Consider the following 22,622-nt stretch of genomic DNA (forward strand, 5'->3'; position numbering starts at 1 on the left):
ATGGACAACCTGCATCCCGTGGTCGAAATCATCGTCGTCGCCATGCTGCTGATCAGCGCCTTCTTCGCGCTGGTCGGCGCCATCGGCATGCTGCGTTTCAAGGACTTCTTCCAGCGCCTGCATGCACCGACCAAGGCCACCACGCTGGGCGTCGGCGGCGTGCTGATCGCCAGCATGATCTACAGCGCCGCCAACGGCCGCTTCGGCATCCACGAACTGCTGATCACGCTGTTCCTCTTCATCACCGCGCCGGTCTCGGCCAATCTGATGGCCAAGGCGGCGCTGCATCTGAAGCTGCCGTCGAAGGCGGGGCATCCGCAGAAGAAGGACTGAACGCCGGAGCTGGGTTTTTGTGGGAGGGGTCTTCTGACCCCGACAGCGGCCGGTATCGAAGCTTGCGGCGTGCACAGGCCCTGTCGCGGCCAAGGCCGCTCCTACAAGAGGCACGCCCGGCTCGTCGCTGGAGCCGGGGGGCTGTGGGAGGGGTCTTGACCCCGACAGCGGCCTCGATCGAGGCACGCGGCGTGCGTAAGCGCCGTCGCGGCCAAGGCCGCGCCTGCAAAACGCGCTTCAGTGGCTGGCGAACATCAGCCCCGCATGCTCCCGCATGGCGTGGAACTTGATCTTTTCCCACTTCTCTTCGGCCACCTTGAGTTCGGCACGCATGGTGGCAAGGAAGGCGGGGGCGTTCACCGCGTCGTAGGCGATGCGGTGGGCGTTGGCGTCGATGAAGCGCTTCAGTTCGCGCTCGTCGTCGCAGGTGACCCAGCGCGCCATCGTGTAGCGCGTGCCTTCGAGGCGGGCGTCGCAGCCGTACTCGGTCTTCAGGCGGTGGATCACCACCTCGAACTGCAGCTGGCCGACCGCGCCCAGCAGCAGCGTGCCGCCCGCAAGCGGGCGGAAAACCTGGATGGCGCCTTCTTCACCCAATTGCTCAAGACCCGCGCGCAACTGCTTGGTTTTCAACGGATCCTTGACTTCAACACCTTGGAACAGTTCCGGCGCGAAGAAGGGCAGACCGGTGAATTGCAGCGTTTCGCCTTCGGTCAGCGTGTCGCCGAGTTGCAGCGTGCCATGGTTCGGGATGCCGATGATGTCGCCGGCGTAGGCCTCTTCCAGCAGTTCGCGCCGCTGCGACAGGAAGGTGACGACGTTGTTCGGCCGGATGTCCTTGCCGTTGCGGCTCACCTTCATGCGCATGCCGCGCTCGAAGTGGCCGGAGCAAACGCGCAGGAAGGCGACGCGGTCGCGGTGCGACGGGTCCATATTCGCCTGGATCTTGAACACGACGCCGGTGAACTTCTCTTCGGTCGGCTCGACCCGGCGCTGGATGGCGGGGCGGCCGCCCGGCGGCGGCGCGAGGTCGACCAGGGCGTCCAGCACTTCCTTGACGCCGAAGTTGTTGATCGCCGAACCGAAGAACACCGGCGTCTGCCGGCCGGCCAGGAATTCGACCTCGTCGAAGGGCGGCGCGGCTTCGCGCACGAGGTCGATCTCGGCGTGCGCGGTGTCGAACTGCATCGGGTAGCGGCCAGCGATTTCCGGGTTGTCCAGGCCGAGCAGCACCTCCTCGTCGCCGGAAATGCGGTCCTCGCCGGCGCGGAACACGCGCATGCGGTCTTCGCGCAGTTCATAGACGCCGGCGAAATCCTTGCCCATGCCCAGCGGCCAGGTGAAGGGCGCGACGTCCATGCCCAGCGTGCGCTCCAGCTCGTCGATCAGGTCGAGCGGCGCGCGCACTTCGCGGTCCATCTTGTTGATGAAGGTGATGATGGGCGTGTTGCGCGCGCGGCAGACCTCGAGCAGGCGCAACGTCTGCGCTTCGACACCGTTGGCGGCGTCGATCACCATCAGCGCGGCATCGACCGCGGTCAGCACGCGGTAAGTGTCTTCCGAGAAGTCCTTGTGGCCCGGCGTGTCGAGCAGGTTCACGACGCAGTCGCGGTACTCCATCTGCATCACCGAGCTGGCGACCGAAATGCCACGCTGCTTCTCGATTTCCATCCAGTCGGAGGTGGCGTGACGGGCGGCCTTGCGCGCCTTCACGCTGCCGGCGATCTGGATCGCGCCTGCGAACAGCAGCAGCTTTTCGGTCAGCGTGGTCTTGCCCGCGTCCGGGTGGGAAATGATGGCAAAGGTGCGCCGGCGGGCGACTTCTTTTTCAAGCGACATGAGCGTTCTTCAGCAAATGAAAACGGCCGCGCGAGGCGCGGCCGCGAAAACAGGATGACGTGTCAGTGCAGGTGAGCGGGCGGCTGGTCCGACGTTTCGGGCAGTTCGGCGTGCACCGGCTGGCCGTCGGGATCCGGATACATCGGCGCGCCGCAGTCGTCGCAGTACTCCATGGGCATCCGGTGGTCGAGCACCAGCGTGTCGGTCAGACCGCATTCGCGCAGCACGCCTTCGATCTCGCCAACGGTGTCGGTCTCCTCGTCCTCGGCACCGAGCAGCGCCCACACGACGCCGTGCACGACGTCGCTGGAGTCGGAGGTGGTGAAGGCGACGCGGTACTCCTCGAGCTGCTTGTCGTAGAAGGGCGCGATGATGGCACGCAGGCCGCTCGCCGGCACCGCCAGCGTCTGTTCGAGGAAGGCGACCGAGGCGCGCAGCGAGTACGCGCGCGAGGCGCGATCGGCTTCACGGCAGGCCGAGTGGTAGGCGTTGGGCGGCAGCAGTTCGAAGGCACAGCCCTGCATCAGCGTGCCGATGACGGCGCCACCCTGGGCCTGCCACTGTTTCACCACGTGTTCGCGCTGGCCGTCGTCCTCCTGCCAGCGGAACAGCGCCTGACCGCGCGGCACGATGGCGATGCCGATCAGGTAGCGGGTGTCCGACAGGAAGGTGGTGGTCTGCGCCATCGCCTCCGCCTCCAGCTTCAGATCATTCCCGGCGAGCACGGCTTCGCCGAGGTCGTCGGCGAGGTCGCGCGTTTCGACATAGCCGCGCGGCAGCTGGTCCGGGCTGAACAGATAGTCGGCCAGCGCAACCTTGGTGTGGGTGCCGAAAGCGTGCGCGCACAGCTGCACCTTGAGGCTGGCCAGCAGCGGCGCGGCAATCGGCCCGGCCGGGATCGAGAAGCGCGACCAGGCGAGCAGGGGGGCTGCGAACACGACGGCGTCCCAGTCCTTGTTGGCGTCGCCCGGCAGACCGCATTCGCTGCCCGCTTCGATGAAATCGGCCAGTTCGTCATAGGCCGGTGCGTCCTCGCGCCACAGGTGGTCGAGCGCGGCGTTCAGCGCGTCCTCGTTGCGGTCGGCCAGCAGGCGGCTCACCTGTTCGGTCAGCCGCACTTCCCAGTAGCGGTCTTCGATGCGGCTGGCGGACAGCGCCAGGCCGGTGGCCAGCCGGGTGAGCAGGGCGGCGTCCTGGGTGAGGCCGCCGCGGCGGGCGAATCGGGTGCGTTTCATGTAAGGGTCCGGTGACTGAGGCGCGATTCTACCAAGGGCCGGCGCAGGCGCCGCGGATATCAGCCGCCGAACAGCAGGCGCTCGGCAGCCGCGAGGTCGTACTCGACCCCGGCTTCGGCCAGCGAGTAGCCGCTCAGCCCGTCGGCGCGCGCGCGCCAGTCCGGTTGCTGCAGCAGGACCGACAGTGACTGCACCGTGTCGCGCGAGGCGGGTGCGTCGCGCATCGCCAGAAAGTACATTTCCTCGAACAGCGGGATGAAGTCCAGCCCCAGGCGGTGCGCGAAGGCCTCCAGCCCGAGTCCGGCATCGGCTTCGTCGCTGGCGATCAGCGCCGCCACCGCGGCGTGCGTGTGTTCTTCATCGCCCTCGTTCAGCGCGCGCGTGTCCAGCCCGGCGCGGCGCGCCAGCAGATCGAACGCGAGTCGCGTGCCGGCGCCCGGCTGGCGGTGCACGAAACGCAGGTCGGTGCGTGACAGGTCGGCCAGGCCGCTCACCTTCTTCGGATTGCCGCGCGCCAGGATGAGGCCTTGCCGACGGCGGGCGAAACCGATCAGGCGCAGCCGCGGCAGACCGTGCTGTGCGCGGTAGAGCGCCCAGATGTCGCGTCCCAGTTCGCCGACCGGGCAATGGAAGCCGGCGATCTCGCAGCGGCGGGCGGCCAGCGCGAGCAGCGATTCGAGGCTGCCGTGCGTGGCCAGTGTCACCGCCACCGCGTCGGCGCGTTCGCTGCGCAGCAGGCGAATCAGATCGTTCAGCAGCGGTTCGTGACTGGCGGCGAAACGCAACGCCGCGCCGCCGTGTTCGGCCGGCTGCAGCGACAGCGCCCGCATCGGCTGGCTGGCGCCGTCGAGCGCGCGCGTCAGCGACTGACGGGCGCCGCGATCGACGTCCAGCAACTGACGAGCGAAGGCTTCGAGCGTCGAGCCGTGCGCCCGCGCGGTGGCGATCAAGGGTTGGCCGAAGTAAGCCTGCCAGGCGTTGATCAGTCCCCAGGCGTTGCGGTACGACAGACCGGTGTCACGGGCGGCGCCGGCGATGGAGCCGCTGGCCTCGATGGCCGCCAGCAGCGCGAGCAGCCGGCCGATGCCGGCCGGTGCGTCGGGGCCGAAATCCCATTCGATATGCAGGCGTGGATTGCTTTGTGCAAAATCGGACATATAGGACGGAGGGCGTCTGTGCGTTAGCTTCCGGCATCTTATGTGTTTTCTGATGCCGATTGATGTTCTTCCCTGGCGAGAGACCTTTTCGCTGCGATACAGCGCACCTGCCCGGACCTGCGCAGATGTCCGTACCGGGTGGCGATACTGACCGGCTTGAAACCGGTTTGCGCTGCGCGCTTGCACTCAGCGCGGCGGCCGGACCGGGGCCCGGCCTGCTGATCATTGCGGGGCCGGCGCGATGAGCACGATGAGCGAAAGCTTCGCCACTGCCGGTCGCCTGATCGTCGCCGCCGACCCCAATCTGCTGCACATCGTCGCGCTGAGCCTGCAGGTCAGCCTGACCGCCGTCTTCCTCGCCGCCTGTCTGGGACTGCCGATAGGTGCTGCGGTGGCGGTCGGCCGCTTCCCGGGGCGCAAGCCGCTGACCGTCATCCTGAACGGCCTGATGGGTCTGCCGCCGGTGGTGATCGGTCTGCTGGTCTATCTGCTGCTGTCGCGCGCCGGCCCGCTGGGCTCCCTCGGCCTGCTGTTCACGCCGACGGCGATGGTGATCGCTCAGGTCGTCCTGATCACGCCCATCATCGCCGCGCTGTCGCGGCAGATCGTCGCCGACGCCTGGCGCGACTACGAAGAACAGCTGCGCTCGCTCGGCGCCTCGACCCCGCGCGCCGCGCTGACGCTGCTGGTCGATACGCGCTTCTCGCTGTCTACCGCAGTGCTGGCCGGGCTGGGCCGCGCGGTGGCGGAGGTCGGCGCGGTGATGATCGTCGGCGGCAATATCGACGGCGTCACCCGCGTCATGACCACCAGCATCGCGCTCGAAACCAGCAAGGGCGACCTGCCGCTGGCGCTGGCGCTGGGTTTCATCCTCATTTCCATCGTGCTGATACTGAATGCGCTGGCGCACGCGGTACGCGAATGGGCGGTGCGACGCCATGGCTGACGTACTGCTCACGCTGGACGCGCTGCGCTACGAGGCGGGCGACCGCGCGCTGATCCGCGACGTATCGCTGCGCATCGAAGCGGGGCGGCGCACGCTGATACTCGGCCCGAACGGCGCGGGAAAGAGCGTGCTGATGCGCCTGATGCACGGCCTGATCGAGCCGACCGCCGGCCGCATCCTGTGGAATGGCGGCAGCGGTGCGCCGGTGCAGGCCATGGTGTTCCAGCGCCCGGTCATGCTCCGCCGCAGCGTGCTCGACAACGTGACCTATGCGCTCTACCTGGCTGGTGTGCCAGCGGCGGAACGCCGCACGCGCGCGCTCGACGTGCTGGAACGCGTCGGCCTCGCCGCGCTGGCCGACCGCCCGGCGCGCGTGCTGTCCGGCGGCGAACAGCAGCGCGTGGCGCTCGCCCGCGCCTGGGCATTGCGACCGCGCGTGCTCTTCCTCGACGAGCCGACCGCCAGCCTCGACCCGGGTGCCGCCGCCGAAGTGGAACGCATCATCCGCGTCATCGCCGACGACGGCTGTTCCATCGTCATGGTCACCCACCACCTCGGCCAGGCGCGTCGCCTGGCCGACGACATCGTATTCGTCGACACCGGCCGCATCACCGAACACACGCCGGTGGCCGACTTCTTCGCCGCACCGCGCTCGGCCGAAGCCGGGCAGTACCTCAGAGGAGAGCTTTCATGGACCTGATCCGCCGTTCATTCATTGCCACCGCGGCGGTCGCCGCGATCACGCTGGCCGTGCCTTGTGCGCAGGCGGCTGATCGCTTCATCACCGTGTCGTCCACCACCTCGACCGAACAGTCCGGCCTGTTCAAGCACCTGCTGCCGGTATTCCGGGCGAAGACCGGCATCGAGGTGCGCGTGGTCGCGCTGGGTACTGGTCAGGCGCTGGACATGGCGCGCCGCGGCGACGCCGACGTGGTGTTCGTGCACGACAAGGCGGCGGAAGAGAAATTCATCGCCGAAGGCTTCGGCGTGAAACGCCAGGAGGTGATGTACAACGACTTCATCCTGATCGGACCGAAGTCGGATCCGGCCAAGGTGGCGGGTGGCAAGGACATCACCGAAGCGCTGAAGGCGATCCAGGCCGCGCAGGCGCCCTTCGTGTCGCGCGGCGACAAGAGCGGCACGCACGCCGCCGAACTGCGTCTGTGGAAAATCGCCGGCATGGACCTCGATGCGAGCAAGGGTGCCTGGTACCGCGATACCGGATCCGGCATGGGCCCGGCGCTGAACACCGCGGCGTCGATGAACGCCTACATCCTGGCCGACCGCGGCACCTGGCTGTCGTTCAGGAACCGCGGCGACCTGGTCATTACGGTCGAAGGTGACAAGCGCCTGTTCAACCAGTACGGCGTCATCCTGGTCAATCCGGACAAGCACCCACACGTGAAGAAGGCGGATGGCCAGGCCTTCATCGACTGGGTGGTGTCGGCCGAAGGCCAGAAGGCGATTGCCGACTACAGGATAGACGGCCAGCAGCTGTTCTTCCCGAACGCTGCGAAGTGATGCTTGCTACCGACGGATTCGCGCTGCCCTGACGCTCAGCGCGGCAGCCAGCCGAGGCCTGCGGCCGTATCGCCGGCCGGGATGTATTCCGCGCTGACCCAGCCGGTGTAGCCGATGCGGTCCAGCCAGTCGAACAGGAAGGGGTAGTTGATCTCGCCGCTGCCCGGTTCGTGACGCCCCGGGTTGTCGGCGATCTGCACATGACCGATGCGCGGCAGTTCGCGCTGCAGCGTGCGGGCGAGGTCGCCTTCCATGATCTGCATGTGATAGACGTCATACTGCAGCTTCACATTGGGCTCGCCGACGCGTTCGATCAACGCCAGCGTGTCGGCCGAGCGGTTCAGCAGAAAGCCCGGCATGTCGCGGTCGTTGATCGGCTCGACCAGCAGTTCGATGTTTTCCCGCGCCAGTGCACGCGCCGCGAAACGCAGATTCCGTTCCATCACCGACAGCAGTTCGGCGCGCTCGACACTGGCCGGCGCAATGCCGGCCAGGCAGTTGATGCGGCGACAGCCGAGTGCACGGGCGTAGTTGATGGCGCGACCGACGCCGTCCTCGAATTCGGTAACGCGGTCGGGCAGGCAGGCGATGCCGCGTTCACCCGCGGCCCAGTCTCCAGGCGGCAGATTGAACAGCACCTGCTCCAGCCCGTGACGACGCACTTCCTCGGCCAGCACGGCGGCCGGTTCGCCGTACGGGAAATGGCATTCGACGCCGCGAAAGCCGGCGTGCGCGGCGGCGGCCCAGCGCTCGACGAAGGGGTGTTCGGTGAACAGCAGTGACAGGTTGGCGCAGAAGCGGGGCATGTGACGGGATCTCCGGCGGGGCACCGATTCTAAATCGGGTCGGTGCGTGCGTTGCCGGGAGCAGGGGAGTATCGTCCCTGCTTTCGCGGTTTTCGTCGTTCTGTCACAGATGTCCCCCTCCCTGAATACCGGCACTTTCGCCCGCGCGCTCGCCGAGAACGTCGCGGCCCACGATTTCTGTTTCCTGCCGTCGGCGCAGGTACGCGACGCACTGTCCAGCCTGCGTTCCGGCTGGCGCGCTGACTGGGACGTGTTTGCCGCCAGCTGGGGCGATCTGGAAACCGATACCTATATGGCGGACGGTGGCCGTTACCGTCGGCGCCGTTACGCGGTACTCAGTGCGCCGGCCGACGGGCTGCGCATCCAGTTCGAACCGCATCAGCCGCATTACCAGAGCCTGGACTACAACACGCTGAATGGCGGCGTCGAGCGTCACTTCGAGCCGATACGGCCGCAGGTGCTGGGTGGCTCGACCATGCAGACGGTGGCGCAGTTCGGGCTGGCAGTGTTCCAGCGCCTGCACCCCGGTCACGACGCGCACATCGAAGTGCATCAGTTCCGCATCGAGGCGCGCGCCGAGGGCGAGGGCAAGCCGACACCGGAAGGCGTGCATCGTGATGGCGTCGATTTCGTGCTGGTCATGATGGTGCGGCGGGAGAACGTCGAGAGCGGCACCACGGAAATCTTCTCGCCGGAAGGCAAGCGTCTCGACAGCTTCACGCTGACGGCACCGTGCGACGCGGCGCTGGTGAATGACCAGCGGGCGCTGCACGGCGTGACGCCCATCCATCCGCTCGATCCGTCGAAGCCGGCCTGGCGCGATGTGCTGGTCGTGACCTACCGCCGGCGTCCGCCGGCGCAAGGCTGAGTGTGTCGGACCTGAACGATCCACGCGTCTTTTTCGCCGCCGAGCGCACCTTGCTCGCATGGTCGCGCACGGCGCTGGCGCTGATGGCCTTCGGATTCGCGATCGAGCGCTTTGCGCTGTTCGTCGCGATGCTGGGCAATCAGAAGACGCTCAACGGTGCGCCGCACGGCTTGTCGTTCTGGATAGGCGTCGCGCTGATCGCGCTGGGCTCGATTTCGGTGACGCTGGCCGTCGTGCAGTACCGGCGCGTGCTGGCGACCTTGAAACCGGTGGAAATTCCCGACGGCTATATGAGCGGTCTGGCGTCGTGGACTTCGCTTGCGGTCGCGGCGATCGGCGTTGCTTTGATCGCACACCTGTTCACTTCGTCCTGAGTTTTCGCTTTTTTCAGGTCAGAAGAGAGGGTGGAGAGTCCTTTAGGTTCAATGTATTGAGCCCGAACACTCATACCTTGATGTAAGTTCTGAAAACAGTAATTTTCAGAACTATCGATATGGGCGTGTGAGTGCGTCCGATTCATCTGAAGCATCCACAACCGCCGTCCATCCTCGATTGAGCCGCCGTTCCCATTCGGTACTTGCGGCCTCGCGACTACGGCCGGTACGGCTGGATTCCGCTGCCTACGTAGATCTGCGTGACCTGTCCGTCTTCGCCGGCGGAAAAGCTGACCGGAACGTTGGGTGGAATGTCGGCCAGCTTCAGCCCCTTGCGCACGTTGCCGCGACCGTCATCAATGAAGATGACGGTGTTCGCGTTCGCCTTGTAGCGTTTGCCACCGATCATCAGCGTGCCGGAGGCGCTGTCCACGCTGCCGACCGTGCCGCGCGATTCGTACAGCGACGGATTGGCGATCGGCGACAACGGTTCGGCGGCGTACGCGCCGCCGGTGGCCACGCACATCAGTCCTGCAATCAAGGCTTTCATCGTCAGTCCCTCAGGATCTCTTTCCACGACACACGCCCGGAGCGCAGTCCGTCCGACACACGGCGTGTCTGCGCATTGCCGTCAGATCCACCGACGACCTGCTGCTTGCCCAGTTGCAGTGGACTGCCGGGAAGGCTGTCCGTGCTGTAGCCGCTGCCGACTACCTTGCGGTTGGTGCCGTTGCCATTGGCCAGATTGACCTGGTCGCCGGCATCAACGCCGCCATCGCGGTTGAAGTCGAACACGTCGAAATCCTGGCGGCCGCCGGTGAACGGATTGACGCCGAGTACCCAGCCGCGTCCGCCCGGTTCGCAGGGGTCGTTACTCGGAATGAGTGTGCTGGCGAACAGTGTGCTGGCGCCCAGCACAGGTGCGAAAACCATGCGCTCGCCCTCGGCGCCGGCGGTCGGCGAGGTCAGATCGATGTACCAGCCGCGCTTGTTGGTCATCGTGCTGCCGCCCGTCGTGTCGCCGGGCTTGGAAATGACGCGATAGCGGTCGCCCTGCCCTGTCGCGCCCTCCTCCAGAATGACTCGCTGGGCAAGATTGCTGCGGCTGGCGATGGTCGTGCCGGTGTCGTTCAGACCGTACCAGGTCTGCGTTGCCGTGGTGGACAGGTCGCCGGTCGACAGATAGCGGCCGGTACCGAAGAACACCCACAGCTTGCGGTCGGCCGGATTGAAACCGACGCTCACGCCGCCGGTGATCGGCTGCACCACGTTGCTCGCGCTGCGTGCAGTGAAGAGTGGATCGGGCGCCGCGGTGGTTCCGTAGGCGACCCGCCACTGCGTCGGCGCGGCATTGCTCAGGTCGAACTTCCACAGATTGCCGAGCAGGTCGCCGCCATAGAAGTAATCGGTATCGCCGTCGCGATCGACATCGACGCCTTCCACCGCGGCCAGGCCGTTCGGCGTACCGCTGGAGCCACGCAGCGTGTCGATGCGCGCGAGCAGCGCGCCATTCGAAATGTTCAGCACGAACAGCTCGGCGCGCGCATTGGTGCTGTTGTAGCCATTGCCGACGACGACTGCCCAGCTGCCGTCGTTGAGCCGGGTGATGACCGGTGTGCCGGTGGTCTGGCCCAGACTGGTATGCGTGTATTCCCACAGCACCTTGTTCGCGGCGAAGCCGTCCGGATTGGTGATGTCGAGCGCGTACACGCTCTTGCCACCGCGCCCCTGCGTGCCGACCAGCACCGTGCGCCAGGCGCCGCCGAAGTACACCTCCGCCACGACGACCGAGCCATCGTTGATGAACTTGTGCGCGTAATCGGTGTTGGCCAGCGTTTTCATCGTTGCCAGCGCACCACTGGGGACGAAGGCGAATCGCTCGTCACCGGTGCGCGCGTCAAAAGCGTGGAGCATGCCGTCATTGGCCGCGACGTAGACCATCTCGCGCCGGGAAGCCACGGCTGCGCGGTGGTCCTGATAGGTGCTGGCGCCTGTCCAGCCGAAGCGGTCGAGCCGCAGATCGGTGACGGCACCGACGTAGAGCGGCGCCGAATTCACGATGTCGCCCAGCACCGACGAGCGGTTGCGATAGCTGCCGCCATTGCGTGCCTCGCCGGACGTCACGCCGCGCAGGTAGTCGAGGACGGCCGACGACCCGAGCGTGGTTCGCTGCGCTGCGGTCAGGTTCGCCCACTGAAAGGGAATGCCGGCGGTGCCGGACCAGGTGTAGATGGAGCGGTTGGCCGGCGTCGGCAGATGTTCGGACGCTTTCCAGCTTGGCGTGGTCGCCAGCGTGCCGTCGGTCAGGATGCGCGTCGCCCAAAGGTCGCCTGTCCAGTCGCCACCGACGAATCGGGCCTGGAACAGCAGCGTGTTCGACGTGACCGACGTGCTGGTCGCGGATACGGTGCCGCTGGAGGCCACCCGTTCGCCGATATCGGTCAGCATGGCCGACAGGCCGTCGATGAACTGCGTCGGATTGGACGCATTCACGAAGCCGCCACGGCCGTTCAGGCTGGCGTGCCAGAGGTCGTCCAGCTTGGCTGGCGAGCTGAGCGCCGGATTCGGCCAGGTCTTGGTGCCGGCAGTCAGCGCCGGCAGATCGGTGGCCGGGTCCAGCGTGCCACTGGTGCCCAGCGACAGGCCGAAAGTGACCATGTGCTGCCAGTTCGCCGGGTCACGGCTGCTGGTCGGAACGTTGTTGGCGATGCCGGTACGCAGATCGCGCTTGTAGTAGTGCATCGCCACGTCCGCCAGCGTGTTGCTGTGCGTGTCACGGTAAGGACGCGCTTCGTTGCCGTCAGCGTTCTGGCTGCCCACCGGCAGCGAAAAAGTGTCACCCCAGTAGCCGTCGGTGGTCAGGATGGTAAAGGACTGCCGGCAGGCCAGCGGATTGGTGTAGGCCGCGTCCTTCCACGGGTCGTCGCTTCCCGTCTTGGTCTCGAAGTAGTTGCCGGCCCAGTTCAGCGCGGTGCGCAGCGGCGTGCCGCTGGTGCCGATGTCGGTTTCGAGCAGGCGCTGGAACCAGGTTTCGCGATTGCTGCCGCTGAAGGTTCCACTGGTCGGTATCAGCAGCTGCCCGTCGCCGTTAATGGTGCGGAAACCAACCCGGTAATTGGTACCGAGCTGGCCAAAGGCGATCGACGCGCCAGCGCGCGCCGCGAGGATGCGACTGCGGTAGTAGCTGAACCAGTTGGCGAAGTTCTGCGTTTCCTGCGCAACCGTGCGGGTGACACCATTAGGCCAGCTGAAGCTGGTGATCTCGACCTCCGCCGCGGTGACCGGGTCGCGCTTGTAGGCCCGCGTGCCGCGGATCTGGTACTTCGTGTAATTCGCCGCACTGACCCGCGAGCCGCTGCCCCGATAGATGAAGAAGGTGATCGGCTGGAAGGTCTGGTTGCACGGCGGACCGCAGGCGTAGCTCGCGGAATTCTGGTTGGTGTTCGACGTGTTGGTGAACCAGTACGCCGATTGCGTCTGCGACGCAGTGAGGTTGAGCGTGCCGCGCGAGGTGTCGGACGGGTTGTAAGGTGCCGCCGTCGGCGACACGTCGCCGAAGCTGACGCCGGTGTGGCGTATCCAGGGCTTGTAGGTTGTCTGCGGGTTGTAGAACACCGCGTTGTTGTCCGGCGACCGGCTGAAGAAGTTGTGGATGTTGTTGTCCTGAAAGGTCGGCACCTGCGAGGTATAGGTGCTGCCGCCATACAGCCCGAACGGGACCGGAAACAGGTAGTAGGCGGAATAGAGGTTTTCGTCCGGCATGACCTCCCACTGCATCGAGCCCGAATCGTCGAGCAGGAACATCAGGTTGGGGGCGACAGCGCTGCCCACCATGATGGGTGCGTCGGCGATGTCGACCGCCGCGCGCAGCGGCTGCCCGGCAAGGCAGGCCAGCAGCAGCGCAGCGAGGAAGCGGTAGAGGGCGGGAAGCGGGTGCATGGTCATGGCCGGTAAGTGGTCTGCAGCAACACCGAAGGTCGGCCCGACACCGGTGCGCTGCGCGCCGTGATGCGATAGCGCGGTTTCAGGCAATCGGCGGCGATGGTGGTGACCGTATCGCAGTCGGGCGTGGACGGCCAGATGCCGAGATCCTCGATGATGTATTGCGGCGCCCCGGCCGCCTTGGCACGGGTGTCGGCGTCGGCCCCCTCCCACCACACCGAGGCGCTGGCCCACACGGTGGCAGCCGCCTCCCAGCGATTGGCGAAATCCTCGGCACCCGGCGCCGGCTTCGGATAGAGGCCGCTGACCGTGCCGTCGAAGGGCCCGGCGGTGCCGGTGGCGAGCAGCGCCTCCGCTTCGCGCAGCGCCGATTCGGCGGCCTGGAAGGCGATCGCGCGGTCATACAGATTGGCACTCATGCGCTCCTGCATGCCGGTGCCGCGCATGCTGGCCAGACCGAGCAGCGTGATGGCGATCAGCAGCATCAGCGCCACCACCAGGGTGACGCCACGTTGCGCATGCGGCTGACGGGCGCTCATGACATCCGGTTCCTGAGCGTGACGACGTGCGTCATCGTCCGGCGCACGCGGTCGGTCACTGCTGCGGGGCGATCCGGTTCCTCTATCGTCAGACGCATGCGGACACCGGTCACCGCATTCCAGTCGGTGACCGCCGATGCGGCGACGTAGGCGCTGCCGCCTTCGATCAGGTAGTCGAGCTGCAGGTCGATCACGCCGTCGAGTACCTCTTCGGTCACCAGCGACAGCGTGCCGGCCTCGTTCTGCGGGGCCACGCGATAGAGCGACCGCGATGTCGTCGATGTGCGGCCGGTGTTTCCCACGTACCACGCCAGGGACTCGAGTCGCATCACCACGGCGTTCGCCTCGAAGCGGTAGGTCTGACCGGTTTCGCTGCAGTCGGGCGGATTGGCGAAGCCGAGACCGCGCGAGCAATTGCCCGGTGTGTCGCCGGTGCCGTGCGACACCGTGCTCGCGTCGGCCGCCGACACCTGGAAAAGGCTGGCCTGGCTGAAATTGCAGACAATGGCCAGATCGCCGGCCGACAGCGCGCTGTTGCGCGGACTCAGCGTCAGCAACTGGCTGCCGGTATCGTGACTGGCCACCGTCTGCGGCTGGCTGCCGCTGCGCATGATGTGCAGCGCCGCGGTACCGGCCACGCGCTGACCGACGCCCGAGCCGAAGGTGGCGCCAGCGAAGGCGTCGCTGCCGCCGTAGCCGCGTACGCCGCCGTTCCACTGCGTCCACCACAGCGACGACGAATTGGTCAGCACATTGACGAACTGCAGCGCGCCGCCGCAGGAATTGAGCCCGGCTTCGCGGATGTCGCGCGCGAGCAGTTCGAACGCAGTGCGTGTCGATTCCTGGATGCGCGACAGACCTTCGGTCGTGTCGTAGGTCTGCCGGTTGCTCAGCATCAGTGCGATGGCGGCACCGATGATGAACAGCCCGAGCGTGAGCGCGATCATCAGTTCGATCAGCGTGCTGCCGCCCTGCCCCCGCGTACTCACAGCCGCGCCTCGATGCTGAAGGTCTGGTTGCTCAGGCCACCCTGCACCCGGCTGTCGTCCCAGCGCACGCTGATAACGCAGCTTGCGGCCGCCCCTGCGCTGCAGGTCACGCCACCACAGGCGGACGGTCCCATGCTGGTCTGCAGATCGGCCAGCCAGGCGGCGAGCTGGACTTCCGGAAAAGTGGAGCCGCCCGGCGACGCGCAGTCGTCGTCGAGGGCGAGGTTGTAGCTGCCGGCGCGCGCCGCGGTGACGTCGGCGCGCAGGCGGTCGATCATCGTATAGGCGGCCATGACGGCCGCACTGCGCTCGTAGGAGCTCTGATTGGAACGCAGCGAGGCCATCTGCAGCGCGGCCATGCCCAGCATGCCGATGGCCAGTACGAAAATGGCGACCAGCACCTCGATCAGCGAAATGCCCGACTGCCCGGAAGGCGCGCGCATCAGACATCCTCCGGCGCCGCGCAGGCGGCCGAGGTCGCGCGCGCCACGCTGACGCGGCTGCCGCCGCCCAGTCTGACGTCGCGCGCGTTCTGCTGGATTGTCGCCGACGCCTCGCACAGCCGCAGCGTGGCAGTCTGCAGCAGGGTCTGGCCAGGCGCGCGCGCCAGACCGTCCGGCCGGAAAACGATGCGGTTACCGGCGCCGGACAGCGCATTGCCTGCGACGGTCTGAAGAAGGTTGCCGTGAAAGGCGTGCGTGCGGATGAGCACCTCGTCCGGGTTGCTCGCCGCGTTCGGGTTGTAGGTGCCACTGGCGTCGGCGTCGACGAATACCATCCAGCCGGCCCAGCGCCCGGCGCCGGCCACGCAGCCGGTGGCCGCGGCGACCGTGCCGCCGTCGGTCGCTGCGCGGCAGAGGATGACGCGCCGGTTCACGCGGATCGCTTCGGTCCGTGTCTGACCGAGTGCGGCGACCAGTTCGTTCGCCTCGCTGGCCAGACGGTTGAGCATGATCAGCGACTGGAAGGACGGCACCGCGAACGCAGTGATCACGGCCAGGATGGCGACCGTGATCATCAGTTCCAGCAGCGTGAAACCCGACTGTGGATGGGGGCCGGACATGTGAGACGAGGTGAGCGACGATCAGTCGTATACGGCCTGCTCACCTTGCAGCTTGAGCGCCCCCTGGCCGGCGGCACGCCGTTCCGTGTCAATTTCGGTGTCTGCCACTCACTTCCAGCAGGCCGACACACCCGCCGCGGTCGAACAGCGCGCAGCCGAACCGGACGCGCCCTTGGTGCCGGTCTGGTTCAGCGTCAGCACGCACCCGCACTTGCTGTCGTTGTTCAATTGGGCGTTGAGCGGCGTCGCAGTGATACCGAATGCGCGCGGTGTGTCGTCGTCGATGTCGGATGCGAAGGTGTAGAAGCCGGCCAGGTCGGTGACGCACTGCCGCGTGTTCAGGTTGGTGCCGCCGCCGACGTAGGTCAGATTGGTGGTGAAAAAGCGTTCGAGCGACTGCGCCTGTTCGGACAGGCAGGCGGCGGCCGTCGCGCGCCGGCTGTCGATCACGTACTGCGTGTAGTTCGGATAGGCGATCGCGGCGAGGATGCCGATGATGGCGACCACGATCATCAGTTCGATCAGCGTGAAGCCACGCTGCGGGCGAGTGTTGTTGGCGGTGTTCATCTGTATGTATTCCGTGTCAGTCGGCAATCAGTTCGCGCCAGGAAATCCGGCCGAAGCGGTCGGGCAGGTTCAGGCGCTCGCGAAGGATACCGAGATCGGACGTATTGACCAGTGCGTCCGAGCGCCCGACCGTTGTACCGCCGGTCGAGCCACCGCTCTGGTTGCCCGAACCCCCCTCGTTGCGCACAAGGATGGGGCTGGACGGCATTGATCCGGTACTGACGGCGCTGACGTAGTAATTGGTGCTCGAGTCGCCGGTGGTGACGGTCACCTGGGTACGGTTGGCGAACAGGTCGGCGTCGAGGCGGCCACCGGTGTAGGGATCGATGGCCATCAGCCAGCCGGAGCCGCCCGGTGTGCAGGGATCGTCAGCCGGAATCGCACTGGTCGCGAACAATGCACCGCCAAAGGCCTGCACGCCGTAGATCATGCGTTCGCCCGCCGCCGTGCCGGTGGGCGGAACAAGATCCAGATACCAGCCCTTGCGGATATACGTACCGTCGGCGTCGATCACCCTGTCGCCACCGACGGTGTCGCCCTGTGCCGAAATCACCCTGACCTTGACGGTTTCGCTGGTTGTTTCGGTCTCGCCTTCGGCGTTCTCGGTCTCCGTGGTGGTCGTCTGTTCGGTTTCGACCAGCACCACGCGCTGCGCCAGATCCGAGCGACCGCTCACTGGAGAGGTGGCCGCATTCGCGTAGTTGTCGTAAAGACCGTACCAGGTCTGCAGTGCGGTACTGGAGCGATCGGTGTCGCCGAGGAACTGGCCGGTACCGAAGGACACCCAGCGCGTGCCGGTAGAGGGGTCGAGCAGCACCTCGACCTTGGAGGTGATCGGCTGCGGCGTACCCGACGCATTGCGCGCACGGAACAGCGGCAGCGGCGACGTATCGGTGCCGAACGACACCTTCCACTGAGACGGCGTGTCCGAGGTGACGTCGAAACGCCACAGATTGCCGCGCAGATCACCGGCATAGACGTAGTCGATGTCGCCGTCGTTGTCCTCGTCCCAGGTCGTCACTTCGCCCAGACCGTTGCTGACGCAGGGATCATCGGTTTCCGGGCAGGCGCCGGTGTCGATCTTCTGGATGAGCGCACCGGTCGTTGCATTGACGACGAACAGGAAGCCCTTGTACTCGTTGCTGTTGTAGCCATTGCCCACCAGCACCGCCCAGTCGCCGTTGTTCATCCGGCCGACGACCGGCCTGCCGGTGAACTTGCCAAAGTCGGCGTCCGAGAATTCCCACATGACACGCCGACCGGCCGGGTTGTCGGCCGGGATGGTCGGGTCGCTGACATCGAGCGCATAGAGCTGACGCCCGCCGCGGCCGGTCGAACCCACCAGCAGTGTGCGCCACGCGTTCGCGGTACCGGCGTCATAGACATCGGCCACGGTCAGCGCGCCGTCGTTGATGAACTGGTGGGTGTAGCTGGGCCGCGTCAGCTGATACATCTGCGCCAGCGACGACGACGGCACGTAGGCGAAGCGCTCCGCACCCGTACTCGCGACGAAACCGTGCAGCATGCCGTCGTTGGCTGCGACATAGAGCATCGGCGTGCGGTCCGCACGCAGCGTCCGGTGTGTCTGATAGGTCGAAGCGCCGGGCCAGGAAAAACGCTCGTAAGCGAAGTCGTCCGGTTCCGCCACATAGACCGGCGACGAATGCACGATGTCGCCGATCAGCGACGAGCGGTTGCGGAAGGTACCGCCTTCGCTCGACTCGCCGCTGCGCACGCCGCGCAGGTAGTCGAGCACGGCGCTGTTGTTGCCCAGCGTCGCCTTCTGCGCGTCACTGAGCTGGTCCCACACGAAAGGGACCGCTGTGCTGCCATTGCGCGTGTAGATGTTCCGGCTGGCCGGGGCCGGTACCCGTTCCGACGCACGCCACTCGGGGTCGGTGGGAATTTCCCCGTCGCTGCCGATCAGGAAGGACCAGATGTCGCCGGTCCACACCTCGCTGGTGAAGCGGGCCTGGAACACCCGGCTGCCCTGCCGCAGCTGGGCCGAGGACACGCCGAGGTTGGACGACGACGCGGTGCGCGCGACGATGGAATCCAGCGCGCCCTTCAGGCCATCGGCAAATTCCTGCGGATCGGCGGCATTGACGAACTGGCCGCGGCCATTGATTGTCGCGTGCCACAGATCGTCGAGCTTTCCGGCGTCGGTAGAGATGCTCGGCCAGGAAATCTCGCCCGAGGTCAGGCGTGCCAGGTCGGTTGCCGTGTTTAGCGAGCCGGTCAGACCGAACGAGACGCCGAAGGTGTTCATGTGCTGCCTGTTGTTGCCATCCTCCGGAGTGGTCGGCACGTTGTCGTCGATGTCGGGCTGCAGATCGGTGTCGTAGTAGTACATCGCGATGTCTGCGAGCGTGACCGACTGCGTATCCGCGTAGGGCCGACCCTTGGTGCCGTCGGCATTGCCCGCGGTGGCGTAGACCGTGCTGTTGTCGTTGTAATAGCCATCGGTGGTCAGAATGGAAAAACTTTGACGGCAGCTCAACGGCGCGCCGCCCACGTTCGGCCCCCAGGGCGCCGCGGTCGAGAAGTAGGCGCCTGCGTTCCACAACGATACGCGCAGCGGTGTGTTGCCGTCGGCCACGGCGTCGAACAGGCGGGTGAAGAAATTGCTGCGATTGGTATCCGAGAAGGTGCCGTCGGTCGGGATATCCAGCCATCCGGTCGTGCCGTTGATGGTGCGAAAGCCCACCCGGTAGTTCTGCCCCAGCGTGGAAAAGGCGTAGCTCACGCCGCCCTTCGCGGCATTGATACGGCTGCGGTTGTAGGTGTACCAGTTGGCGAAGTTCTGCTTTTCCTGATCCAGCGTGCGCGTGATGCCTCCCGCCCAGCTGAAGCTGGTCACCGCGGTTTCGGTGCCATCCGCCAAGTCCTTGCGAGTGGCGGCAGCGCCAACAATCCGATAACGGTAATAGTTCGCCCGCTCGTAGATCGATCCTGTGCCCTTGTGGACGAAGAAGGTCATCGGCGCGTAGGTCTGGGCGCAGGTGTCGTCCGGTTGCGTGTTGCCGTCGGGTCCGTCGGGGCAGGAGAAGGTGCGTGGCACCGCCGTCGAACTGGCGGAAAAGGTCGTGGCCGTGGTGTTTGTCCGCCAGCGGAAGGTGTGGGTCTTCTCCGTCGTCAGATCTATCGTCGTCGTGGAGCCCGGACGGATCGGCGCGGCCGTCGGCGACGACTGGGCATAACTGGTGCCATCGGCCTGCGTCCAGGTGCGGTAGGTGACGTTGGGGTTGTAGTAGATGCGGTTCAGCGACGACGACCGGAGCGCCAGATTGAAAATGTTCAGGTCGTCGTAATCCGGCATGTAAATGCTGGTGCTGCCGGTGTGGCGCATCGCCAGTTCGAAATCCCAGATGTCCCGGAAGTAGTCCGGCAGCGACTCGTAAAGCATCGACCCCGAGTTGTCGAGAATCATCATTACATTCGGCGCAGCGGTGACATTCAGCACCAGCGGCAGATTTGACATCTCGGTCTGCGCCTTCACCGGCGCCGACGCAAACGCAGCCAGCAATGCGGCACTCAGTGCGCTTTTGCGCCAGCCGAAGCGGGAGGGGATTGCGCTCATGATGCGTACTCCGAGTGAATTCACGGCCGGTAGTTGGTCTGAAGAACAACGTTGGGCAGGCCGTCGATAGGCGGCATGCGTGCGGTCACGCGATAGCGCGGCCCGCGGCAGCTGGTGTCGCCGCGCTGGCCGCAGCCGGTGCCGTCTTCCGACATGCCCATGTATTCGATGATGTATTGCGGCTGCCGGTTGGTTCCGCCCAGCCGCGCTTTCATGTCGTCGTCGACGCTGCCCCACCAGGTGGTGGCGCTGGCCCAGGTCGTGGCCGGGTCTTTCCAGCGCTCGATATAGGTCGTCGTGGACTCCGAGGGTGTTTCGCTCTCCGTGGCCGATTCCGTAGCCGACGGCCCGGGGGCTGCACAACTTGGCGGCACGCCATTGGGTGGGCAATAGAACCCCGCGCTGTTGGTGGCCGCTGTGTTGATCGAGATACGCGCCTCGGCCTCGCGCAGCGCTGACTCCACCGCCTGGAAGGCGAGGCTGCGATCGTACAGATTGGCGCCCATGCGCTCCTGCATGCTGGTGCTGCGTATGCTGGCCAGCCCGAGCAGCGTCATCACGACCAGCATGACCAGCGCGATCAGCAGGGTCGCACCACGCTGACGGGCCCTGGAAAGAAAATGGACTGTCATGGCACACGATTCCTCAGATTGACCACATGCGTGAGCGTGCGCGTCAGCCGCGGCTGCGTCGTGCTGGTGGTCGTGCCGGATTCCGGTGACTCGATGGTGAGCTGGATCTCGACGCCGGTGACGAGGCGCCAGTCAGCCACCGTGTCTGCATCGCGGTATGCATCTTCGCGGTCGTACATGTAGCGCAGCTGCATCCCGCGCACACCTTCGACCACTTCCTCGATCACTGGCGCCGCATTGCCCGCACCATCGTTGACGACGCGGATGCGGTACAGCGAGGTCGGACTGCTTTCGCTGCCGGTGCGGCCGTTGTTCCCGACGAACCAGGCAACGGGCTCGAAGCGCATCACCTGTGACCCTGGCTGGAAAGCGCGCGTGACAGTGGACGTGCACAACGGACGGAAACCCATCGTGTTGGCACAATTGCCGGGAATCACGGCGACGTCAGTTCGCGACGCATGCGCAACCGAGTTCGCACCGCCGTTCACGCCAGTCACCTGAAAGAGGGTCGTGTCCTCATAATCACAGACCACGAGCAGATCGCCCGCAACGAAGCTGTGGCCCTGGCCGCCCGGCTTCTCCAGCGCGATGGACCGGGCCGGAACGGTCAGACCGGCGAGCGTCGCATCGGCCGCGGAGGCGTTGTGAACCTTGACCGGGAACGCATTGGTCGAGGCGTGCATCAGTTCGATCATGTCGGTATTGGCGACCCGGTTCTGCGCAGCCGAGCCGAATGCGACCGCGGTCGATACGTCGCTGTCGTTGAATCCACGCAGGCCGCCATTCCAGTCCGTCCACCAGCGAGCGGTCGCCGGATCGGCAAGCAGGTTCATCACCCGTACGCCACCACTGCAGGCGTTGATGCCGGCGGCGCGCAGGTCGCGCGACATCAGATCGAAGGTGATGCGCGTCGCCTCCTGCACCCGCGCCAGCGCCTCGGTCGTGCGGTAGGACTGGCGGTTGCCGAGCATCAACGACAGTGCGCCGACCGACACGATCAGCCCCAGTGCCAGCGCCACCATGACCTCGACCAGCGAAATGCCGCTCTGGCTGTTTGTCTGCCGGCTCATATGCGCACGTCCACTTCGAAAATCTGCGCCGCTGCGCCACCCTGCACCCGACTGTCGTCCCAGCGCACCGAAATGCGGCAGAAAACGGGACTGCCAGCGCAGTTGATGCCACCGCAGGCGTTATCCCCGAGATTTGTCGTCAACTCGCCCAGCCAGCGCTGAATATCTACCGATACGCGATCGGTGCCTTCCGGCGCCGTGCAGGCCCCCGTGGGCAGGGCGCGGTTATAGCTGCCGTCACGCTCCCAGCGCTGGTTGCTGCGTATGCGTTCGACGATGGAATTGGCGGAGATCACCGCAGCATTCCGTTCGAACGCGCTCTGGTTGGCCTTCATCGCCATCGTCTGCATGCCGGCGATGCCGAGCATGCCGAAGGCGAGCACGAACAGCGCAACCAGCACTTCGATCAGCGACACACCGGCCTGCCGGTGCGCTTCGACGGGCTTCTTCATGCACCTTCCTCCGCTTCTTCCACCGTCTCTTCCACGGATGCCGTGACACTACAACTCGCGTTGCCCCCGCGCGTGACCGCCACGCGGCTACCCGATAGCAGCGTCACGTTGCGCGCATTGGCGGTGACCGCAAGCGAGCCACTGCTGTCGCATACACTGATCACCGCTCCCTGCAGCGCAAGCGAACCCGGCGCCCTTGCCAGACCGTCAGGCCTATAAGCGATCCGGTTGCCGGCTGTGCGCAGCGCCTCATCCGACACCAGGTTCAAGGCGTTGCCGGTAATCACCTGTTCGCGAAGCACTGCCTCGCTCGCATCGAACACACCGTCGGCATCGGTATCGATGAAGACGACCCAGCTCTGCCAAGGCTGCGTGTCGGCCGTCGTGACGCAACCGGAGGCCCTGTCCACTTTCCCGGCTGCTGTCGTGGCACGACAGAGCACGACGCGGCGCTGCGTACGCACCGCCTCGGAGCGCGCGAGATTCAGCCCGGCGAGCAGTTCGTTCGCCTCCGACGTCAGTCGGTTCGACGCGATGAAGCTCTGGAACGCAGGCAGCGCGAACGCTGAAATGATTGCCAGCAGCAACACCACAATCATCAATTCGATCAAGGTGAAGCCGTACTGGGCTGACCTGGCAGGAATCATGAGCTGCACGTCCATGCGGAGAATTTGTGACTTGAGGTTAAATCAGCGCAGCGTCAATCTCG

Annotated in this window: 22 protein-coding genes; 6 read left to right on the forward strand and 16 right to left on the reverse strand. The window is 65.9% G+C overall.

Annotated elements, in window-relative coordinates:
- The gene (locus WDZ97_RS05135) at nucleotides 1-333 is read left to right on the forward strand and encodes a Na+/H+ antiporter subunit G (RefSeq protein WP_304006866.1); all 333 of its coding nucleotides are present in this window, start codon (nucleotides 1-3) and stop codon (nucleotides 331-333) included.
- A 237-nt stretch (nucleotides 334-570) separates the two neighbouring features.
- On the opposite strand, the gene WDZ97_RS05140 is transcribed toward WDZ97_RS05135, so the two are convergent.
- The 3 genes from WDZ97_RS05140 to WDZ97_RS05150 all read right to left on the reverse strand — a co-directional run bounded on the left by WDZ97_RS05140 (nucleotide 571) and on the right by WDZ97_RS05150 (nucleotide 4,564).
- A complete protein-coding gene (locus WDZ97_RS05140) occupies nucleotides 571-2,172 on the reverse strand; it encodes a peptide chain release factor 3 (RefSeq protein ID WP_425762005.1) in 1,602 nt (533 codons plus the stop codon).
- A gap of 62 nt (nucleotides 2,173-2,234) precedes the next feature.
- On the reverse strand, nucleotides 2,235-3,407 hold the full coding sequence (locus WDZ97_RS05145; RefSeq protein WP_425762006.1) for a DUF2863 family protein: 1,173 nt from the start codon (nucleotides 3,405-3,407) through the stop codon (nucleotides 2,235-2,237).
- Nucleotides 3,408-3,466: 59 nt separating this feature from the next.
- Entirely contained in the window at nucleotides 3,467-4,564 is a 1,098-nt protein-coding gene (locus WDZ97_RS05150) for a substrate-binding domain-containing protein (RefSeq protein ID WP_425762007.1), read from the reverse strand.
- Nucleotides 4,565-4,814: 250 nt separating this feature from the next.
- On the opposite strand from WDZ97_RS05150, the gene WDZ97_RS05155 reads away from it, so the two are divergent.
- Genes WDZ97_RS05155 through WDZ97_RS05165 form a run of 3 tightly spaced genes read left to right on the forward strand, consistent with a single transcriptional unit; the run spans nucleotide 4,815 to nucleotide 7,031 of the window.
- Nucleotides 4,815-5,510: an ABC transporter permease gene (locus tag WDZ97_RS05155; RefSeq protein ID WP_425762008.1), complete on the forward strand. Its 696-nt coding sequence runs from the start codon at nucleotides 4,815-4,817 to the stop codon at nucleotides 5,508-5,510.
- On the forward strand, nucleotides 5,503-6,210 hold the full coding sequence (locus tag WDZ97_RS05160) for an energy-coupling factor ABC transporter ATP-binding protein (RefSeq protein WP_425762009.1): 708 nt from the start codon (nucleotides 5,503-5,505) through the stop codon (nucleotides 6,208-6,210). The genes WDZ97_RS05155 and WDZ97_RS05160 overlap by 8 nt, the downstream gene beginning before the upstream one ends.
- Entirely contained in the window at nucleotides 6,201-7,031 is an 831-nt protein-coding gene (locus WDZ97_RS05165; RefSeq protein WP_425762010.1) for an extracellular solute-binding protein, read from the forward strand. Before WDZ97_RS05160 ends, WDZ97_RS05165 begins: the two co-directional genes overlap by 10 nt.
- 35 nt (nucleotides 7,032-7,066) lie before the next feature.
- On the opposite strand, the gene hyi is transcribed toward WDZ97_RS05165, so the two are convergent.
- Nucleotides 7,067-7,837, reverse strand: coding sequence for a hydroxypyruvate isomerase (gene hyi, locus WDZ97_RS05170; RefSeq protein WP_425762011.1), 771 nt, complete (start codon nucleotides 7,835-7,837; stop codon nucleotides 7,067-7,069).
- Nucleotides 7,838-7,946: 109 nt separating this feature from the next.
- Here hyi and WDZ97_RS05175 point away from each other — a divergent pair, with 109 nt between their 5' ends.
- Both WDZ97_RS05175 and WDZ97_RS05180 read left to right on the forward strand, forming a co-directional pair.
- On the forward strand, nucleotides 7,947-8,705 hold the full coding sequence (locus tag WDZ97_RS05175) for a 2OG-Fe dioxygenase family protein (protein WP_341421330.1): 759 nt from the start codon (nucleotides 7,947-7,949) through the stop codon (nucleotides 8,703-8,705).
- A 2-nt stretch (nucleotides 8,706-8,707) separates the two neighbouring features.
- On the forward strand, nucleotides 8,708-9,079 hold the full coding sequence (locus tag WDZ97_RS05180; RefSeq protein WP_019918274.1) for a YidH family protein: 372 nt from the start codon (nucleotides 8,708-8,710) through the stop codon (nucleotides 9,077-9,079).
- Nucleotides 9,080-9,296: 217 nt separating this feature from the next.
- Here WDZ97_RS05180 and WDZ97_RS05185 read toward each other — a convergent pair whose 3' ends face one another.
- The 12 genes from WDZ97_RS05185 to WDZ97_RS05240 form a co-directional block, all read right to left on the reverse strand.
- A complete protein-coding gene (locus tag WDZ97_RS05185) occupies nucleotides 9,297-9,629 on the reverse strand; it encodes a hypothetical protein (RefSeq protein ID WP_425762012.1) in 333 nt (110 codons plus the stop codon).
- A 2-nt stretch (nucleotides 9,630-9,631) separates the two neighbouring features.
- The gene (locus WDZ97_RS05190; protein WP_425762013.1) at nucleotides 9,632-13,018 is read right to left on the reverse strand and encodes a pilus assembly protein; all 3,387 of its coding nucleotides are present in this window, start codon (nucleotides 13,016-13,018) and stop codon (nucleotides 9,632-9,634) included.
- A gap of 2 nt (nucleotides 13,019-13,020) precedes the next feature.
- Nucleotides 13,021-13,560 (reverse strand): pilus assembly PilX family protein, encoded by a 540-nt coding sequence (locus WDZ97_RS05195; protein ID WP_425762014.1) that lies wholly within the window; start codon nucleotides 13,558-13,560, stop codon nucleotides 13,021-13,023.
- A complete protein-coding gene (locus tag WDZ97_RS05200) occupies nucleotides 13,557-14,549 on the reverse strand; it encodes a prepilin-type N-terminal cleavage/methylation domain-containing protein (protein ID WP_425762015.1) in 993 nt (330 codons plus the stop codon). Before WDZ97_RS05200 ends, WDZ97_RS05195 begins: the two co-directional genes overlap by 4 nt.
- Nucleotides 14,546-14,992 (reverse strand): type IV pilus modification protein PilV, encoded by a 447-nt coding sequence (gene pilV / locus WDZ97_RS05205; RefSeq protein ID WP_304003655.1) that lies wholly within the window; start codon nucleotides 14,990-14,992, stop codon nucleotides 14,546-14,548. Before pilV (WDZ97_RS05205) ends, WDZ97_RS05200 begins: the two co-directional genes overlap by 4 nt.
- Nucleotides 14,992-15,612 carry a GspH/FimT family pseudopilin gene (locus WDZ97_RS05210; RefSeq protein WP_425762016.1) on the reverse strand — a complete coding sequence of 207 codons (621 nt, stop codon included), beginning with the start codon at nucleotides 15,610-15,612 and terminating at the stop codon, nucleotides 14,992-14,994. Before WDZ97_RS05210 ends, pilV (WDZ97_RS05205) begins: the two co-directional genes overlap by 1 nt.
- A gap of 108 nt (nucleotides 15,613-15,720) precedes the next feature.
- Nucleotides 15,721-16,179: a type IV pilin protein gene (locus WDZ97_RS05215; protein WP_425762017.1), complete on the reverse strand. Its 459-nt coding sequence runs from the start codon at nucleotides 16,177-16,179 to the stop codon at nucleotides 15,721-15,723.
- A 16-nt stretch (nucleotides 16,180-16,195) separates the two neighbouring features.
- Entirely contained in the window at nucleotides 16,196-19,759 is a 3,564-nt protein-coding gene (locus tag WDZ97_RS05220; protein ID WP_425762018.1) for a pilus assembly protein, read from the reverse strand.
- 20 nt (nucleotides 19,760-19,779) lie between these two features.
- On the reverse strand, nucleotides 19,780-20,391 hold the full coding sequence (locus WDZ97_RS05225) for a pilus assembly PilX family protein (RefSeq protein WP_425762019.1): 612 nt from the start codon (nucleotides 20,389-20,391) through the stop codon (nucleotides 19,780-19,782).
- The gene (locus WDZ97_RS05230; protein ID WP_425762020.1) at nucleotides 20,388-21,461 is read right to left on the reverse strand and encodes a prepilin-type N-terminal cleavage/methylation domain-containing protein; all 1,074 of its coding nucleotides are present in this window, start codon (nucleotides 21,459-21,461) and stop codon (nucleotides 20,388-20,390) included. Before WDZ97_RS05230 ends, WDZ97_RS05225 begins: the two co-directional genes overlap by 4 nt.
- A complete protein-coding gene (gene pilV / locus WDZ97_RS05235) occupies nucleotides 21,458-21,913 on the reverse strand; it encodes a type IV pilus modification protein PilV (protein ID WP_425762021.1) in 456 nt (151 codons plus the stop codon). The genes WDZ97_RS05230 and pilV (WDZ97_RS05235) overlap by 4 nt, the downstream gene beginning before the upstream one ends.
- Nucleotides 21,910-22,575, reverse strand: coding sequence for a GspH/FimT family pseudopilin (locus WDZ97_RS05240; RefSeq protein WP_425762022.1), 666 nt, complete (start codon nucleotides 22,573-22,575; stop codon nucleotides 21,910-21,912). The genes pilV (WDZ97_RS05235) and WDZ97_RS05240 overlap by 4 nt, the downstream gene beginning before the upstream one ends.
- Nucleotides 22,576-22,622: the final 47 nt, after the last annotated feature.

Origin of the sequence: Methyloversatilis sp. MC4-4, from assembly GCF_049843555.1 — a bacterium.
Taxonomy (GTDB): Bacteria; Pseudomonadota; Gammaproteobacteria; order Burkholderiales; family Rhodocyclaceae; genus Methyloversatilis; species Methyloversatilis discipulorum_B.

Excerpts from the sequence above, each read along its gene's own strand:
- WDZ97_RS05160 (WP_425762009.1), top strand. The coding sequence starts at position 5,503 with ATGGCTGACGTACTGCTCACGCTGGACGCGCTGCGCTACGAGGCGGGC.
- WDZ97_RS05210 (WP_425762016.1), bottom strand. The coding sequence starts at position 15,612 with ATGTCCGGCCCCCATCCACAGTCGGGTTTCACGCTGCTGGAACTGATG.
- WDZ97_RS05155 (WP_425762008.1), top strand. The coding sequence starts at position 4,815 with ATGAGCGAAAGCTTCGCCACTGCCGGTCGCCTGATCGTCGCCGCCGAC.
- WDZ97_RS05240 (WP_425762022.1), bottom strand. The coding sequence starts at position 22,575 with ATGGACGTGCAGCTCATGATTCCTGCCAGGTCAGCCCAGTACGGCTTC.
- WDZ97_RS05165 (WP_425762010.1), top strand. The coding sequence starts at position 6,201 with ATGGACCTGATCCGCCGTTCATTCATTGCCACCGCGGCGGTCGCCGCG.
- pilV (WP_304003655.1), bottom strand. The coding sequence starts at position 14,992 with ATGCGCGCGCCTTCCGGGCAGTCGGGCATTTCGCTGATCGAGGTGCTG.
- WDZ97_RS05215 (WP_425762017.1), bottom strand. The coding sequence starts at position 16,179 with ATGAACACCGCCAACAACACTCGCCCGCAGCGTGGCTTCACGCTGATC.
- WDZ97_RS05185 (WP_425762012.1), bottom strand. The coding sequence starts at position 9,629 with ATGAAAGCCTTGATTGCAGGACTGATGTGCGTGGCCACCGGCGGCGCG.
- WDZ97_RS05140 (WP_425762005.1), bottom strand. The coding sequence starts at position 2,172 with ATGTCGCTTGAAAAAGAAGTCGCCCGCCGGCGCACCTTTGCCATCATT.
- WDZ97_RS05190 (WP_425762013.1), bottom strand. The coding sequence starts at position 13,018 with ATGCACCCGCTTCCCGCCCTCTACCGCTTCCTCGCTGCGCTGCTGCTG.
- WDZ97_RS05145 (WP_425762006.1), bottom strand. The coding sequence starts at position 3,407 with ATGAAACGCACCCGATTCGCCCGCCGCGGCGGCCTCACCCAGGACGCC.
- WDZ97_RS05225 (WP_425762019.1), bottom strand. The coding sequence starts at position 20,391 with ATGACAGTCCATTTTCTTTCCAGGGCCCGTCAGCGTGGTGCGACCCTG.
- WDZ97_RS05135 (WP_304006866.1), top strand. The coding sequence starts at position 1 with ATGGACAACCTGCATCCCGTGGTCGAAATCATCGTCGTCGCCATGCTG.
- pilV (WP_425762021.1), bottom strand. The coding sequence starts at position 21,913 with ATGAAGAAGCCCGTCGAAGCGCACCGGCAGGCCGGTGTGTCGCTGATC.
- WDZ97_RS05175 (WP_341421330.1), top strand. The coding sequence starts at position 7,947 with ATGTCCCCCTCCCTGAATACCGGCACTTTCGCCCGCGCGCTCGCCGAG.
- WDZ97_RS05150 (WP_425762007.1), bottom strand. The coding sequence starts at position 4,564 with ATGTCCGATTTTGCACAAAGCAATCCACGCCTGCATATCGAATGGGAT.
- WDZ97_RS05195 (WP_425762014.1), bottom strand. The coding sequence starts at position 13,560 with ATGAGCGCCCGTCAGCCGCATGCGCAACGTGGCGTCACCCTGGTGGTG.
- WDZ97_RS05230 (WP_425762020.1), bottom strand. The coding sequence starts at position 21,461 with ATGAGCCGGCAGACAAACAGCCAGAGCGGCATTTCGCTGGTCGAGGTC.
- hyi (WP_425762011.1), bottom strand. The coding sequence starts at position 7,837 with ATGCCCCGCTTCTGCGCCAACCTGTCACTGCTGTTCACCGAACACCCC.
- WDZ97_RS05220 (WP_425762018.1), bottom strand. The coding sequence starts at position 19,759 with ATGAGCGCAATCCCCTCCCGCTTCGGCTGGCGCAAAAGCGCACTGAGT.